The sequence below is a fragment of the Haloarcula sp. CGMCC 1.2071 genome, from assembly GCF_037078445.1.
In the GTDB taxonomy this organism is placed as follows: domain Archaea; phylum Halobacteriota; class Halobacteria; order Halobacteriales; family Haloarculaceae; genus Haloarcula; species Haloarcula amylolytica.
In genome coordinates this window covers 146,848-161,007 of sequence record NZ_JAYMGY010000006.1, presented here as the reverse complement: position 1 = coordinate 161,007, position 14,160 = coordinate 146,848, and the positions used below count along the sequence as shown (strand labels likewise).

Here is a 14,160-nt window from a genome sequence, read left to right as displayed (position 1 = left end):
CGGGCTAGCTGCCTCGGCTCATTCTTTGACGACGTAGTCCCCGAAGTTCTCGACAGTTCCCACCGGCGGCGCACCGAAGGCGAGCCAGACGTGTGTTTCATCGGTGTGGTTACAGAGGTTTCGGACCGTGTCCGGGTGGACGCGGACGACCCCGCCCTCGGGGACATCGTGGACGTCACCCTCGATGGCTATCTGGCCGCCGGTCGTCGCGACAAACACCTCTTCTTGGCCGTCGTGTGTATGCGGCGTCGTCACGGAGTCCGGTTCGACGATGACCTGATTCACCCGCATCTCCTCACAGCCGAGCGGGTCCGTGAGCTTCCGGACCTCTGTATCGCAGGTATTGAACTGTTCCGTCGGCACCGTCGCTGGCTGGACGATTTCGTACGGAGACGCCATATATCGTCTTGACACAGTCCAGTCATAGCCTTTGTGACGGGATGGCCCACACGGACCGAATACCTCCAGGGAAATCATTAGGCGAGTGGGCCGAGAGTGCCGCCGTATGGACAGTCAATCACTAGAGACGACCGGAATTGAGTCCGACAGATGACCTTCGCGGACCAGCCAATCGGCGAGTTCCTTGCTGATGTCGCGTCGGGCCAGGTGACTCCGAGCGGCGGTGCGGTCGCGGCCGTCGGCGGCGCGATGGGCGCGGCGCTCTGTGAGATGGTCTGTATCCACACTGTCGGCACAGACGGGTCCGGTACAGAGTCCGGTGAGCTATCGGCTCTAGCGGACGGTCTGGCCGATAACCGGAAACGGCTGCTCGACCTCGCTGACGAGGACGCGGCAGCGGTCGACGCGGTCGGGGAAGCCTTTGAATCCGGGGACGTCGCCCGGATGCAGGCGGCCTCGAAACGCTCGACGGAGGTGCCACTGGAGACAGCCGAGGTCTGTCTCAACGTCGTCGAGCACGCCCGCACGGTAACTGCGAAGGGGACGCCGGTCGCCGTCCCGGACGCGGCTGTCGGGGCGCTGCTCGCGGCGGCGGCGCTACAGGCGTCCGTCTCGACCGTTCGGGCCAATCTCGACATGATAGACGACGAATCATTCGTGGCAGCCATGAAGCGGCGGGCAGACGAGGCAGAAGCGGCCGGCGAAGCGGCGCTCGACGAAGCGGTCGCAAACGCGGAGCGGTGAGCGTCGTCCGTTCATCGAACGCTGAGCGGTGTCCAATAAAAGTCGAGGCGGCGAAACGCGAAAGCTGGGACGCAGGACCGGATTGTCAGAACAGGCCCGAAATGTTGCCGTCTTCGTCGATGTCCATGTCGGCCGCGGCCGGACGGGCCGGCAGGCCAGGCATCGTGAGCGCGTCGGCCGTGAGAGCGACCAGGAAGCCCGCACCGGCAGATGGGTACACTTCGCTGATTTCGAGCTCCCAGCCCTCGGGTGCACCCTTCTGGCTCGCGTCGTCGCTCAGCGAGTGGAACGTCTTGGACATGACGACCGGGTAGTCGTCGAAGTCGAGGTCGTTCATCTGCTCGATGTCGTCGAGCGCGCCGCCGGTGTATTTCACGTCGTCAGCGCCGTAAATCTCGGTCGCGACAGTGTGGATCTTCTCCTTGATGCTGTCCTCGTCGTCGTACAGCATCCGGAAGTCCTCCTCGTTGCTCTCCTCGGTTGCCTCGATGACGTTCTCCGCGAGGTCGACGCCGCCCTCGCTGCCGTCCGAGAACACGTTCGACTCGGCCGCTCTGACGCCGAGGTCCTCACGGCAGTGGTCCAGCACGGCCTGGATCTCTTCGTCGGTGTCGTCAGGGAAGCGGTTGACGGAGACGACGACCGGGACGCCGAACTTCTGGAGGTTCGTCGCGTGCTTGTCGAGGTTCGAGAAGCCCGCTTCGACGGCTTCGACGCCGGCTTCGTCGATTTCGTCGTAGTCGACCGGCCACTGGTCCAGTCCGTGGTATTTGAGTGCGCGGACCGACGCCACTAGCACGACGGCGTTCGGCGTCATATCGCCTTTGCGACAGACCACGTCCATGAACTTCTCGGCCCCGAGGTCGGAGCCGAAACCAGCCTCGGTGACGAGGTAGTCGCCCATGCCGAAGGCAGTCTTGTCGGCGACCAGGGAGTTCGTCCCGTGGGCGATGTTCGCGAACGGCCCGCCGTGGACCAGCGCCGGCGTCCCCTCGATGGTCTGGACGACGTTCGGTTTGATCGCGTCCCGGAGTAGCATGGTTGCTGGGCCGGTCGCCTCGATGTCGTCGACAGTGACCGGGTCACCGTCCTCGTTGTAGGCAACGATGATGCGACTGACTCGTTCTTTGAGGTCGCCCAGGTCACTTGCCAGACACAGCACGGCCATCAGTTCTGAAGCGGCGGTAAGGAGGAAGCTGTCTTCCCGCGGCGTCCCGCCGGTTTTCCCGCCCAGGCCCACGACCGTCTCCCGGAGCGCGCGGTCGTTCATGTCGATAGCGCGCGGCCAGGAGACGTTGTTGATGTCGATGTCAAGGTCGTCACCCTGCGAGATCTTCGCGTCGAGCATCGCGGCGATGAGGTTGTGCGCGGAGGTGAGCGCGTGGAGGTCGCCGGTGAAGTGGAGGTTGATGTCCTCCATCGGAAGGACCTGCGACCGGCCGCCGCCTGCCGCGCCGCCTTTGACACCGAACACTGGGCCAAGCGACGGTTCCCGGATAGCGATCATCGCTTCCTCGCCGACGTGGTTGAGCGTCTGTCCGAGACCGACGGTCGTTACCGTCTTCCCCTCGCCTTTCGGCGTCGGCGTCATCCCGGTTACCAGGACGAGGTTCTGCTCCTTGTCCTCGGCCTGTTCACGGAGGCGCTCGATGGCGTGTTGTTTGACTTTCGCGGTGTATTCGCCGAAGTACTGGAGGTCGTCGAGGCCGAGTCCCCACGGCTCGACCAGTTCCCAGATCGGTTCCATGTCGGTCGATTGAGCGATATCGTAGTCCGTCGGAATCGGCTCCTGTGTCTCTTCGGCCGCGGATTGCTCATCCTGTGAAGACATCTCGACTAGCCCTTCCCTGCAGCGTCGTAATAATGTTAGTGAACCTGATACTATCGGGATAGGATGTGTTCGAGCCGCTGTTACAGACCGCGTAAGCCACATCATGTCTCTCGCCTTACGAGATCGGTTCCGTGGCCCAACAGCAGGCCGGACGGCAGCGGCCGCAAAGTCTGGAGCTAGGAGACGACTCGATCACTGTCTCCGGGACTCATTGAAGAATTTCCCGTCGGTTTCGGCCCGAAGGGGCTGCTCTACCTCGGTACGCGCTATCGACGCAGAACCCCCGGCGATAAATTAATCAGGCCGCCGCCGCCCAATTATGGTATGGAGTACCACGAGTCGGCGGACTACCTGCAGTCGCTACAACGCCGTCGGCCCAAGTTGGGGACCGATACGACGGCGCGGATGCTCTCACACCTCGGGGACCCGGACGACAGTTTCGATAGCGTGCAGATCGCCGGGTCGAACGGAAAGGGAAGCACCGCCCAGATGACCGAGAGCGTGCTCAGGGCCGCCGGGCTGGACGTCGGCCTGTTCACTTCGCCGGGATTGAACGGCTTTCGGGAGCAAGTCACGGTCAACGGCGGCCGGATACCCAAAGAGCGGGTGACGGAGTTCGTCGAACAGATCGAGCCATGTATCGACCGCCTGGCCGCCGAGGACGACAAGCCGACGCATTTCGAGGTACTCACCGCGCTTGCGCTCTATCATTTCGATGTCGAAGACGTCGATGTGGCAGTACTGGAAGTCGGTATCGGCGGCCGGTACGACGCCACGAGCGCGGTCGATCCCGTCGCAAGCGCCGTCACCAGCATCAGTTTAGAACACACCGACCTGCTCGGCGACACGGTCGAGGAGATCGCCCGCGACAAAGCACAAGTCGCGCCGCGGGACGCCCCGCTCGTGACCGGAACCACCGGCGCTGCCCTCGAGGCGGTTCAGGGGGTTACCGATACCATCACTGTCGGTGGTGAGGGGGCTGCTGTCACCGCCGTCGAAAACGGCATGCGTTCGGCCGTCGAGAACCGGATCGCACTCACTGGGCCGGACTGGGCCCTCGAATCGAACCTCAAGCTGCTCGGACAGCATCAGGCGGAGAACGCCGGCGTCGCCGCGACGCTGGCCCGACAACTCATCGACGTGGACACCGAAACCATATCCGAGGGGCTTCGGGCCGCGACGCTGCCGGGGCGGTTCGAGATCCGGTCGACGGACCCGATGGTGGTCCTCGATGGTTCCCACAACCCCGGCGCGATGGAGACGCTGACAGCACTCATCGAACGGTACGAGTACGATGACCTCCACGTCGTCTTCGCCGCGATGCAGGACAAGGAGTACGAACGGATGATTGCGACGCTTCCGGCCGTCGAGACGGCGTTCCCTGCGCGACCGGAAGTCGACCGAGCCGCGAGCACCGAATCGCTCGCTGCCGCGTTCGAGGGCCAGGCAGCCCAGGTACAGCAGGTCGAGTCCGTTCCCGAGGCCACCGAACGTGCGATAGCGGCGGCCGACGCGGACGACTTCGTGCTCGTAGCCGGGTCGCTCTACGCAGTCGCCGAAGCTCGGGACCGCTGGTGCCGGCTGGTCGTTCCCGGGGACAACCTCCAGCAGGCGTCGACGGGAGAGACTGCTAAAGCCGGAAGTGAACCGGAAATCCACCAGCAGATGCTTTCGGTCACGTTGCGGCGCGAACAGGCAGGCGTCGTCAAACAGGCGTTCGAGGACTGCGGCGGCACCTGTACTCGTTCAGCTGTCGGAATGCCGGAGAAGCTCGTCGACACGACGCTGTCGGGAACGCCGCGACAGTTTCAACGGCTCACTGGCCGACTGGCTTCGGCGGGGCTGGGGCTCGGTCGGCTCGCCACGCAACTCGAAGGCGCGCTGTCTGACAGGTCGTTCCTGCCGCCGTTCGACAGGGAAGCGGCGGCCGTGATGGGTATTCTCAACGTCACGCCGGACAGTTTCTACGACGGCGGCGAGTACGACCGTCGCGACCTCGCGGTCAGTCACGCGGAACAGATGATCGAGTCCGGGGCGGACATCGTCGATATCGGCGGTGAGAGCACGCGTCCCGGGGCTGACCCGGTGTCCGTCGAAACAGAGATCGACCGCGTGGTGCCCGTTATCGAGGCGGTGTCCTCGCTCGACACCACTGTCTCCGTAGATACCCGCAAGGCCGCCGTCGCTGACGCGGCGCTGGACGCCGGTGCCGACATCGTCAACGACGTGTCGGGACTGTCGGACCCCGAGATGCGGTTCGTGGTTGCCGACCACGACGCGTCCGTTATCCTGATGCATAGCCTGTCCGCACCAGTGGACCCAGGCCGAACTGTGACCTACGACGATGTCGTCGATGACGTGCTTCGAGACCTCACGGAACAGATACTGCTTGCCGAGCAAGCCGGCATCGACCGCGAGCAGGTCATCGTCGACCCCGGCTGTGGGTTCGGGAAGGACGCCGCCGAATCGTTCGAACTCGTCGACCGCCTCCACGAGTTCCACGCGCTCGGCTGTCCGGTGCTGGTCGGGCACTCCCGGAAGTCGATGTTCGCCGACATGAGCGAGGCAGGAGCAGACAGGCTGCCACCGACCCTGGCCACGACAGCGCTGGCCGCTGAACGCGGGGCTGACGCCGTCAGGGTCCACGACGTCTCCGAGAACAACGCCGTGCTCAAGACGGTCTCAGCGACGGCGTCGCGACCGTCCCAGCTTCGACAACAGTGATACCTGTCCAGCCCGAACAGTATGTATGCTACAGTTTCCGGTTCAGCTCGGTTCGGGCCTGCTCGAATCCGTCGGGCAGGTGGCTGCGGTCGCTGGAACCGTCGTCCTCCTGCTGATGCTCGTCGGTCTGGGTGCCTTCGCGTACAAGAGCCTCGTCGGAGACGGCATTCGCTGGCCCGATGAGCAGGAAGAAGCGGACAGTGAGGAGGACGACGGCGTCGTACAGGGGAGCCGTGAGGACGACTGGAAGTATTACTGACGGCGGCATCCCACTGCGCGTTGGAACTGGTTATCACCCTGCGCTTGATCTCGTAGCCGTTCCGAAGCAACGCACAGCCCGTCGAACGGTCGTAGTGTGATCAATGTACCTATCGGCTCAACCGGCACCGTGTTCGTAGGAGTGTTCGAACTCCCAGTGGTACCGACAGTCCGTACAGGTCGCCCATTCGGGGATGTCGAACCGCTCGGGGTGGCGTTGCCCGTGCTCCATCCGGCTCCGACAGACCGGGCAGGTGAGATACAGGAGCTGCAGGTCGGCGAACTCGTCGTGGCTGTATTCGCCGACACACCGCGGACAGTCGATGCTGTCACGCGCGTTGTGCTGGAAGATTTCCGACTCGCATCGCGGACATTCGACCGTCGCTGGCGGCCGTCTCACCCACCCAATGTCACCGTCGTACGTCGTCGTTGCCGTGTCCATGCTCGACAGCCTGAACTTGTTCGGCCCGTCACTCCGCTGGAGTGGTCCGGCGACCCGCTTGCCGACCCAGACAAGCTTCGAGATTAGAACTGCGAGCCATCCAGACACTGTGACACGGTATGTATTCTGATGGCTTAAATTTCCGGGCAGATCCCGCTCAGAGCGCCGATGTCGCCGACAGGTTTTCACGGTGACCCACGGTATGTGACGCATGGGTTTTGATGCAGTTGTCAGTGCCGTGCCGACCGTGGCTGGACTGGCGGCAGTCGTTGGGCCATCAGTTACAGGACAGCTGGACCCGGGCGTTGCCGCCGGGCTGTCCAGACCACTCCGGGCAGTGGTTTCGTTCGTTCTCGTGCTCGTGGCCGGCGCACTGATACTTCGGCTGCGGCGGAACTACGTCGACGAGTCGATCGACGCGATTTCGGACAGCCCGGCGACGGCCGTCCTCTACGGGGTCGCTGGGTACGTGATCGTCGGAATCGTCGCCCTCTACGGGGCGACAACGCTGGCCCGTCTCAGCGTCGCTGGCGGGATATTCGTCCGTACCGCGATTCTCATCAGTAGCGCGTTCGTCCTGGTACTCACGAGCTTCGGGTTTCTCGTCGTCGGGACGCTCCTCACAGATATCCTGCGCAACCGACAACCGACGTTGGGGCTGCTTATTGGAGCGTCTCTCAGCGCTGTCTCGTGGGTCCTGCTTTCACCCGCCGGCAGTATCGTGTCCAGTCTCGCCATCGCCGCGTTCGGAATCGGGGGCTCCGCCCGGCTCTGGATACACTCTGAACGGACGGTCGAAACAGAACTCGGCGGCCGGTAGCGTGAACGGTTTCGACCGTTGTTGGCGATAGCGTCCTGATACTACCGGTCGCGTCGGAAAACGCCAAAACGAGGGCGCTTCAGTCGGTACCCGTCGCCGTGTCGTCTCCCGGGTCGGAGATATCTGTCACCATTTCGTCGCCGGCGGTCACGACGTCGACATCATCCCGTTCGGAGAGGTCCTGGATAGTCTCTGCGAACTCTTCGGACTCGAGTATCTGGTACTCGTTGTCGAGGCCAAGATACACCGTGTAACACATCAGACACAGGATGAACGCGAACGGGAGTCCTGTCGTGATTGCGGCCGTCTGGAGCGCCGTCAGCCCGCCGCCGATGAGCAGGATGGACGCAACAAGGCCCTCGGTAAGGGCCCAGAAGACCCGCTGCGTCCGCGGGACGTCGTGTTTTCCGCCCGAGGTCAGGTGGTCGATGACCAGTGACCCGGAGTCCGACGACGTGACGAAGAACGTGATGACCAGCAGCGTCGCGATCAGTCCACTGACCACGCCGAGCGGGAACTGCTCCAGCAGGGCGAACATCGCCACGGTCTGGCCGACCTCGTTGTAGGTCGCGAGCGCCTGTCCGTTCCCCATCAGTGAGTTGAACATCGCGCTGCCGCCGAACACCGACAGCCAGAGCGTCGAGAACAGCGACGGAAGGAACAGCACGCCCAGGACGAACTCCCGAACGGACCGGCCCTTCGAAATGCGCGCGATGAACATCCCGACGAACGGCGACCACGCGATCCACCAGCCCCAGTAGAACACGGTCCATGCGGTGACTGTTCCGTTCGCCGCTTCGTTGAGCGTTCCGGTGAAGAACCCGAGTGCGAGGATGTTCCCGAAGTACGCGCCGAGGCCCTCTGCCCACGTCCCGAAGATGTACACCGTCGGACCCACGATAACGAGGAACCCGAGCAGTGCGAACATCAGATAGAGATTGAGCGTACTCAGCCGCTTGACGCCGCCGTCGAGACCCGCCGCGACCGAGAGAGTCGCGATGAGCGTGATGCCGGCAATGAGCGCGACCTGTGGCCAGGTCCCCGTGGGGATACTCACCGCACCGAGCATGTCACCGCCCACGTAGGAGAGCCCCGTGTTGACCTGTGCGACACCGAGGCCCAGCGAGGTTGACAGCCCGAACAGCGTCGCGAACACCGTCACGAGGTCGATGATGTGGCCCGGCCAGCCGTAAATTCGCTCGCCCAGCAGGGGCCAGAATATCGACCGGAAGGTGAGCGGGAGCCCCCGGTTAAACGAGAAGAACGCGAGGCCGAGTCCCACCAGGCCGTACACCGCCCACGGGTGAAAGCCCCAGTGGAAGAACGTTTGCGCCATCGCGGCGGACGCCGCCGCGCCGGTTCCGGCTTCGGCCCCGAAGAAGCTCGGGGGGTTCTGGAAGTAGTACAGCGGTTCCGAGACGCTGAAGAACATGAGGCCGATGCCCATGCCGGCGCTGAACAGCATCGCCATCCAGGAGAAGTCGCTGAACTCCTTCTCGGCCTCGACGCCGCCGATTCTGATATTGCCGTACTTGCTGAACGCGAAGTAAAGCAGTGTGATGATGAACACGTTCACCGCTAGCAGGTAGAACCAGCCGAAGGTGTCCCCGATGGTATTGAACAGCCATGTGTACGCGGAGGCTGCGGTGTCACCGAGCAGTATCGTCACTGCGATAAACAGTGCAATGATCACCAGCGCCACCGGGAATACCACCGGATGGATGTCGAATCCAGCCGCCTGAATGTTCGTATCACCGGGTTCGCGGTCGGACTCCGGATGGAACAACTCGACCTGAAGCCCGTCAGACATTTCCCCGGTTTGATCGTCACTGTTTGCCATACGTTACCCCTCTCGAACGCGGTACTGGTCTGTGGTGTCTCATTGTCGTAGTCGCGGTCGTCCTCTGTCGTGGTCCGTTGCCACCGTCATGGTAACGACATCCCGGCGTAGCGCGTCTACAGCATTCGCATCCTGTTTGTCTCACTGTACTCGCTCGGGCGGACACGACGTGCCCGCAGGGCTATTGTCGGCGTGTTTTATGTGCTACACAGTCTCATACTTATGCACTGATGCAACTGTAATAAAACTTCACCTTAGACACCAATATATCACGGACTCAAGCACTGTACGGCTGTGACTCGGCAGACATCTCTCCTATCTAGTACATTGAGGTTTGCTGGCTGTCGACGAGTCTTCGATTGTCTCACCGCCTGATGGGTGCGTATTTATTTCGGACTCCCACTTAGCATCAGTATGGCACGACTTCTGGCAACAGGGGCAGCCGCGGTGGCAGCACTGCTGATGGGCGTCGGCCTCGTCGGGATGACAGTCGGAGACTTCCGACTCGCAGGATTCAGTTTCCTCAGCGCCAGCCTGGTGATCTACATACGTGAGACGCGACTGATAGACGCGTAGCTGATGTCAAATGTCGTTGACACTCATCCGTTGACTGATGACTGGAATGCTCGACGTCCGGACCACTTTATCCGTTGTCCCACCGAGCAGGTTCCCGAGCTTTCCACGGAACGCCGAGCCCAGGACAATCGCGTCCATGTCTTCGTTTTCAGCGAACTCGACGATTTCCTCGCTGGGTGCGCCGGTTTTGAAATGCGTCTTGTACTCGACGCCGTGCTCTTCGGCGACGGTCCCGAGATTCGCCAGAACCTCTTCCCCGTAGTTTCGATACTCCTCGCGCATCTCCTCTTCGTCATCTCTGAGCGCAAGCGCACGCGGCGTGCCCGGCAGGTCGATGACGTACAATGCATGGACTGTCGCGTCGAGCGCAGCGGCGAGTTCGATGCCGTGTTCTGCCCCTCTCCGGGCCTCGTCACTGCCGTCATACGGGACGAGTATGTGGTCGTACATGGTGCCTGACTCATGTGTAATTCCCCCACACACCTGTTATAGGTTTCCCCGCTCGTGGCGTCGATCCGTCGATCTGAATGCCGATTCCGGCTCACAGTGCGCCGTTTTGGGCCTTCCGTGCGACGTTGTCGACGGGGTAGCCCGCGTCGCGTATCGCCGTAATGATGGTCTGTGCATGCTCGGCACCGCTCGTCTCGACGTTAAAGACGAGGTACGCCTCCCCGATTTCGAGGTTCTCGACGGACCGCTCGTGGCGAACGTCGTGGATGTTAGCTCCCTGCCGGGCGATGACCCCCGAGATCTCCTCCATCACACCCGGCTGGTCGTCGATGCGAACCCGAAGCTGAAGGAGCTGCTGGCGCTCCGTGAGCGCGTGGATGAGGACCTCACGCATTTGTGTCATGTCGAGGTTCCCGCCACAGAGCAGCGGCATCACCGTTTCGCCCGAGACGTCGAGTCCGTCGCTCAGTACAGCGGCCACGGAGGCGGCCCCGGCACCTTCTACGACCTGTTTGGCCCGTTCCATCAACAGGAGAATCGCCTGTGCGATGTCGGTGTCCGAAACAGTCACGACCTCGTCGACGTTCGCCTCGATGATGTCGAGCGTCGTCTCCGAGATGCCGCCGGTGGCGATGCCGTCGGCGATTGTGTCGACCTCGTCGAGCACGACCGGAATCCCCTTGTCGAGGCTCTCGTGCACCGTCTCCGCGCCAGTCGCCTGGACACCGACGACGCGCGTCTCCGGCGAGAGGTGTTTGATCGCCGTCGAGACGCCGCTGATGAGCCCACCGCCCCCGATAGGGACGACAACTGTGTCGACGTCCGGGCAGTCATGGTACATTTCGGTACCGAGGGTCCCCTGGCCAGCGATTATGTCAAGGTCGTCGTAGGCGTGAACGAACTCGGCGTCGGTCTCCTCGACGACGGCTTTGGCGTGAGACATCGTCTCCTGAAAGTCGTTACCCACCAGTTCGACGCTCCCGCCGTAGTCTCTCGTGGCGTCGATCTTGGCCTGTGGCGCGTTCTCCGGCATGAAAACCGTCGACTCCGCTCCGCATTTGGTCGCGGCGAGGGCGACGCCCTGTGCGTGATTGCCGGCGCTGGCGGCGACGAACGACTCCACGCCATCGGCGACGTCCTGTGAGATCTTGTTGAACGCGCCTCTTGTCTTGAACGAGCCTGTCCACTGGAGGTGTTCCATCTTCAGGTGGACCTCGGCGTCGACGAATTCACTGAGAGACGTACTCCGTTCGACTGGCGTCTGCTTGACGACTGTGTCGTCGTCCAGTCGTTCGCGGGCTCGTTCGATGTCCGCGTATGTGACGGGCAGGGTGTCCGATTCGGTTTGTGTCATGTGTTCGTATCGTCCCGGGCCTTATGTCAAAGTTGGTGGGTCAGTGCGCTGTCCTGTCATTTGATGATGCGCTCTCGGGTTGGGTCGAACAGCGGCTCGTTGCACACCGTCGCTACGTAGGTCTCGCCCTCACACTGGATCTGGACCGATGTGCCGGCTTCGGCGTATTCGGTCGGAACGTACGTGTACGCGATGGATTCGTCGAGACTGTAACCGTAGTTTCCGGCCTGCACGTAGCCGATTGCCTCGCCGTCTTTCAGCACCGGCCGCCCACTCAGCATGATATCTGTCGAGTCGTCGAGCGTGAGCGGTGTGATTTTGCTGTCAATTCCCTCGCTGCGGGCCGTCTCCAGTGCCTCCTTGCCGATGAAGTCTGTATCCATGTCGACAGCGAAGGGGAGTCCAGCTTCGAAGGGGTTCGAGTCCGTGTCGATATCCGTCCCCCAGAGGCGGTAGCCTTTCTCTAACCGCATTGAACTGAGTGCGCCGCCGCCCATCGGTCGGAGGCCGAGGTCCTCTCCGGCGTCCTGCAGCGTCTCCCAGAGCCGCTGGCCGTACTCCGTCGGGGCCCACAGCTCCCAGCCGAGTTCACCCACGTACGAGACCCGGAGGGCAATGACCGGCACCTCGCCCACGTACATCTGCTTGGCCCGGAAGTACGGGAAGCCACCGTTGGTCACGTCCGCGTCGGTACACCGCTGGAGGAGGAGCCGCGCGTTCGGCCCCCAGAGACCGATTGTGGATTTCGCGCCTTCCTCGACGTGGACTGATACCCTCTCGGGCGCTTCGTCTTCCAGATGGCCGCCGTGGATGCCGGGGGAGTTCCCGCCACCGGTCGTCACCATGAACTCCTCGTCGTCGAGTTTGACGACGGTTATGTCCGCGAGAATGCCGCCGCCCTCGTTCAACAGCAGCGAGTAGCGGACCTGGCCGACGTCGAGGTCCATGTCGTTGCTACAGACCCGCTGGAGGAACGCCTGGCTCCCTTCGCCTTCGACCATGATCGAACTGAACGTCGTCATGTCGAACATCGACACCTTGTCGCGGGTGTGGAGATGCTCGGCGGCCTCGATCTTCGAGCGGTTGATGCCCTGCCAGCCGTCCTGGTCTGGAATCCGGTCCTCGTACTTCTCGACCAAGTCGGCGTTGGACTCGTACCACTGTGGCGTCTCCCAGCCGCCGCTCTGGTAGAACTCCGCGCCGAGTTCTTTTTGCTGGTGGTAGAACGGACTCGTCCGGAGCCCCCGGTGGTCGTCGGGCTGCCACCGCGGCTCGACGATGCTGTACACCTGCTCGTACCGCTTGGCCCCGCGGTCAACGAAGTAGTCCTTCTCGCCCGCGTGCGGTTCGAACCGTCGGACGTGGATGCCGCCGGTGTCAACCGGGCCGGACGGCAGTCGGGGGACGCCGTTCTCCATCCACTCGGCGAGGATGCGGCCGTAGCCCCCGGAGTGGGTCCACCAGATAGCCAGCCCTGTCCAAAGGCCGTCGACCTGGGCCGTCTCGCCGACGGCCGGCATCCCGTCGGGCGTAAAGACGAAGATACCGTTCTCAGTGGCCTCGTATTCCACGTCCTGCGTCGCCGGTAGCAGTTCGTCGAAGGCCTGCTTCGCGGACTTGTCCCGGCCGCGGTGAGTCGGCGTCTCCCAGTGCTCCTTCGTGAACCCTCTCACTGACGCCTGATGCTCCTCGGAGTTCTTCCCCATCGCCTCGGGATCGACTGAGAGCGTCTCGTGGTTGTACGACCCCATCCCGAGCGCGTCGCCGTGAGTCCGGAAGTACAGCGAGTGGTCCTGGTCGCGGCCGACCGGCTGGTGTGGCCCTTCGCTCATGTACTCCGCGATAGAGCGGTCCCCAGGGACCTCTAGTCCGGTCGTGTTGTCGCCCACCGAGGTCTCAGCGTCGGCGAGTTCGTCCATCGGTTCAGTGACGACGTACTGGTGTTCGACCGGCGCGATTGGCAGGTCCAGCCCGGCCAGTTGGCCGGTCTGGTAACCCCAGTTGTTCGTCGCAATGACCGCGCGCTCGCAGTCAATGCGGCCCTGGTCGGTTTCGATGGCGTTGATTTCGCCCCCCGAAACGTCCATGTCCGTGACCTCCGTGTTCCCGTAGAACGACGCCGAAGAGTGTTCCATATACCACTGGAGCGCGCCGATTCCGTCGACGCGCCCGTCAGTCGGTGAGTAGTAGCCACCGAGGATTTCGTCTTCGTCGACCATCGGAAGGTGCTCGGTGACTTCCTCGGGCGAGAGCAACTGCGGTTCCGGCAGCCCGTAGGCAGTCGCCCACTCGACGCGCCGACGGAGGAAGTCCATCCGCTCCTCGCTCCGGGCTACTTCGATGCCACCGACCTCGTCGTAGACGCCGGCATCGGAGAGGAGCCGACTGGTGTAGTAGGCTGTCTTCGTCTGTATCTTGGACGGCGACGTCTGGAACATAATCCCAGGGGCGTGTACCGACGAGCCGCCAGTGACCGGGAGCGGACCCTGATCGATAACCGTGACATCCTCCGCGCCGAGTTCCGTCAGGTGATACGCGACGCTACACCCGACGGCCCCGGCACCGATAACGACTGTATCCGCCCGAGACGGGGGAGTCTCTGTGCTCATGTATCTCGTTTGGGACTGTTTCTGTCATAATCTTAAATACACCGGTGACCGGAACCGCTCTGAGAAGGAAGCACCAGTTAGAGCGCCCAGAGATCGGTATTTCGTCCGGTACC

12 protein-coding genes are annotated in these 14,160 nt (G+C 62.8%); 5 read left to right on the top strand and 7 right to left on the bottom strand.

Annotated features, from left to right (window positions below):
- Positions 1–18: 18 nt before the first annotated feature.
- Positions 19–399 carry a hypothetical protein gene (locus tag VI234_RS13260; protein ID WP_336330267.1) on the bottom strand — a complete coding sequence of 127 codons (381 nt, stop codon included), beginning with the start codon at positions 397–399 and terminating at the stop codon, positions 19–21.
- Positions 400–549: 150 nt separating this feature from the next.
- Between VI234_RS13260 and VI234_RS13255 the strand changes: the two genes are divergently transcribed.
- Positions 550–1,143, top strand: a complete 594-nt coding sequence (locus VI234_RS13255; RefSeq protein ID WP_336330266.1) for a cyclodeaminase/cyclohydrolase family protein — start codon at positions 550–552, stop codon at positions 1,141–1,143.
- An 85-nt stretch (positions 1,144–1,228) separates the two neighbouring features.
- Here VI234_RS13255 and VI234_RS13250 read toward each other — a convergent pair whose 3' ends face one another.
- Complete coding sequence (locus tag VI234_RS13250; RefSeq protein ID WP_008312004.1) at positions 1,229–2,974, bottom strand: formate--tetrahydrofolate ligase; 1,746 nt, start codon at positions 2,972–2,974, stop codon at positions 1,229–1,231.
- A gap of 324 nt (positions 2,975–3,298) precedes the next feature.
- On the opposite strand from VI234_RS13250, the gene folP reads away from it, so the two are divergent.
- Positions 3,299–5,698 carry a dihydropteroate synthase gene (gene folP / locus VI234_RS13245; protein WP_336330265.1) on the top strand — a complete coding sequence of 800 codons (2,400 nt, stop codon included), beginning with the start codon at positions 3,299–3,301 and terminating at the stop codon, positions 5,696–5,698.
- Positions 5,699–5,723: 25 nt separating this feature from the next.
- On the top strand, positions 5,724–5,957 hold the full coding sequence (locus VI234_RS13240) for a hypothetical protein (RefSeq protein WP_008312006.1): 234 nt from the start codon (positions 5,724–5,726) through the stop codon (positions 5,955–5,957).
- Between the two features lie 117 nt (positions 5,958–6,074).
- Here the strand turns inward: VI234_RS13240 and VI234_RS13235 are convergent, their stop codons facing one another.
- Entirely contained in the window at positions 6,075–6,506 is a 432-nt protein-coding gene (locus tag VI234_RS13235; RefSeq protein WP_239642316.1) for a hypothetical protein, read from the bottom strand.
- Between the two features lie 103 nt (positions 6,507–6,609).
- Between VI234_RS13235 and VI234_RS13230 the strand changes: the two genes are divergently transcribed.
- Positions 6,610–7,218, top strand: coding sequence for a hypothetical protein (locus VI234_RS13230; RefSeq protein ID WP_049943031.1), 609 nt, complete (start codon positions 6,610–6,612; stop codon positions 7,216–7,218).
- A gap of 79 nt (positions 7,219–7,297) precedes the next feature.
- On the opposite strand, the gene VI234_RS13225 is transcribed toward VI234_RS13230, so the two are convergent.
- Positions 7,298–9,058 carry a BCCT family transporter gene (locus VI234_RS13225; RefSeq protein ID WP_008312011.1) on the bottom strand — a complete coding sequence of 587 codons (1,761 nt, stop codon included), beginning with the start codon at positions 9,056–9,058 and terminating at the stop codon, positions 7,298–7,300.
- Between the two features lie 414 nt (positions 9,059–9,472).
- Here VI234_RS13225 and VI234_RS13220 point away from each other — a divergent pair, with 414 nt between their 5' ends.
- The gene (locus tag VI234_RS13220) at positions 9,473–9,634 is read left to right on the top strand and encodes a hypothetical protein (RefSeq protein ID WP_005533017.1); all 162 of its coding nucleotides are present in this window, start codon (positions 9,473–9,475) and stop codon (positions 9,632–9,634) included.
- A gap of 6 nt (positions 9,635–9,640) precedes the next feature.
- Here the strand turns inward: VI234_RS13220 and VI234_RS13215 are convergent, their stop codons facing one another.
- From VI234_RS13215 to VI234_RS13205, 3 genes are all read right to left on the bottom strand, one after another.
- Positions 9,641–10,084, bottom strand: a complete 444-nt coding sequence (locus tag VI234_RS13215) for a universal stress protein (RefSeq protein ID WP_151104140.1) — start codon at positions 10,082–10,084, stop codon at positions 9,641–9,643.
- A gap of 91 nt (positions 10,085–10,175) precedes the next feature.
- A complete protein-coding gene (ilvA, locus tag VI234_RS13210) occupies positions 10,176–11,438 on the bottom strand; it encodes a threonine ammonia-lyase (RefSeq protein ID WP_008312016.1) in 1,263 nt (420 codons plus the stop codon).
- A gap of 56 nt (positions 11,439–11,494) precedes the next feature.
- The gene (locus tag VI234_RS13205) at positions 11,495–14,047 is read right to left on the bottom strand and encodes a GcvT family protein (protein WP_336330264.1); all 2,553 of its coding nucleotides are present in this window, start codon (positions 14,045–14,047) and stop codon (positions 11,495–11,497) included.
- Positions 14,048–14,160 lie beyond the last annotated feature (113 nt).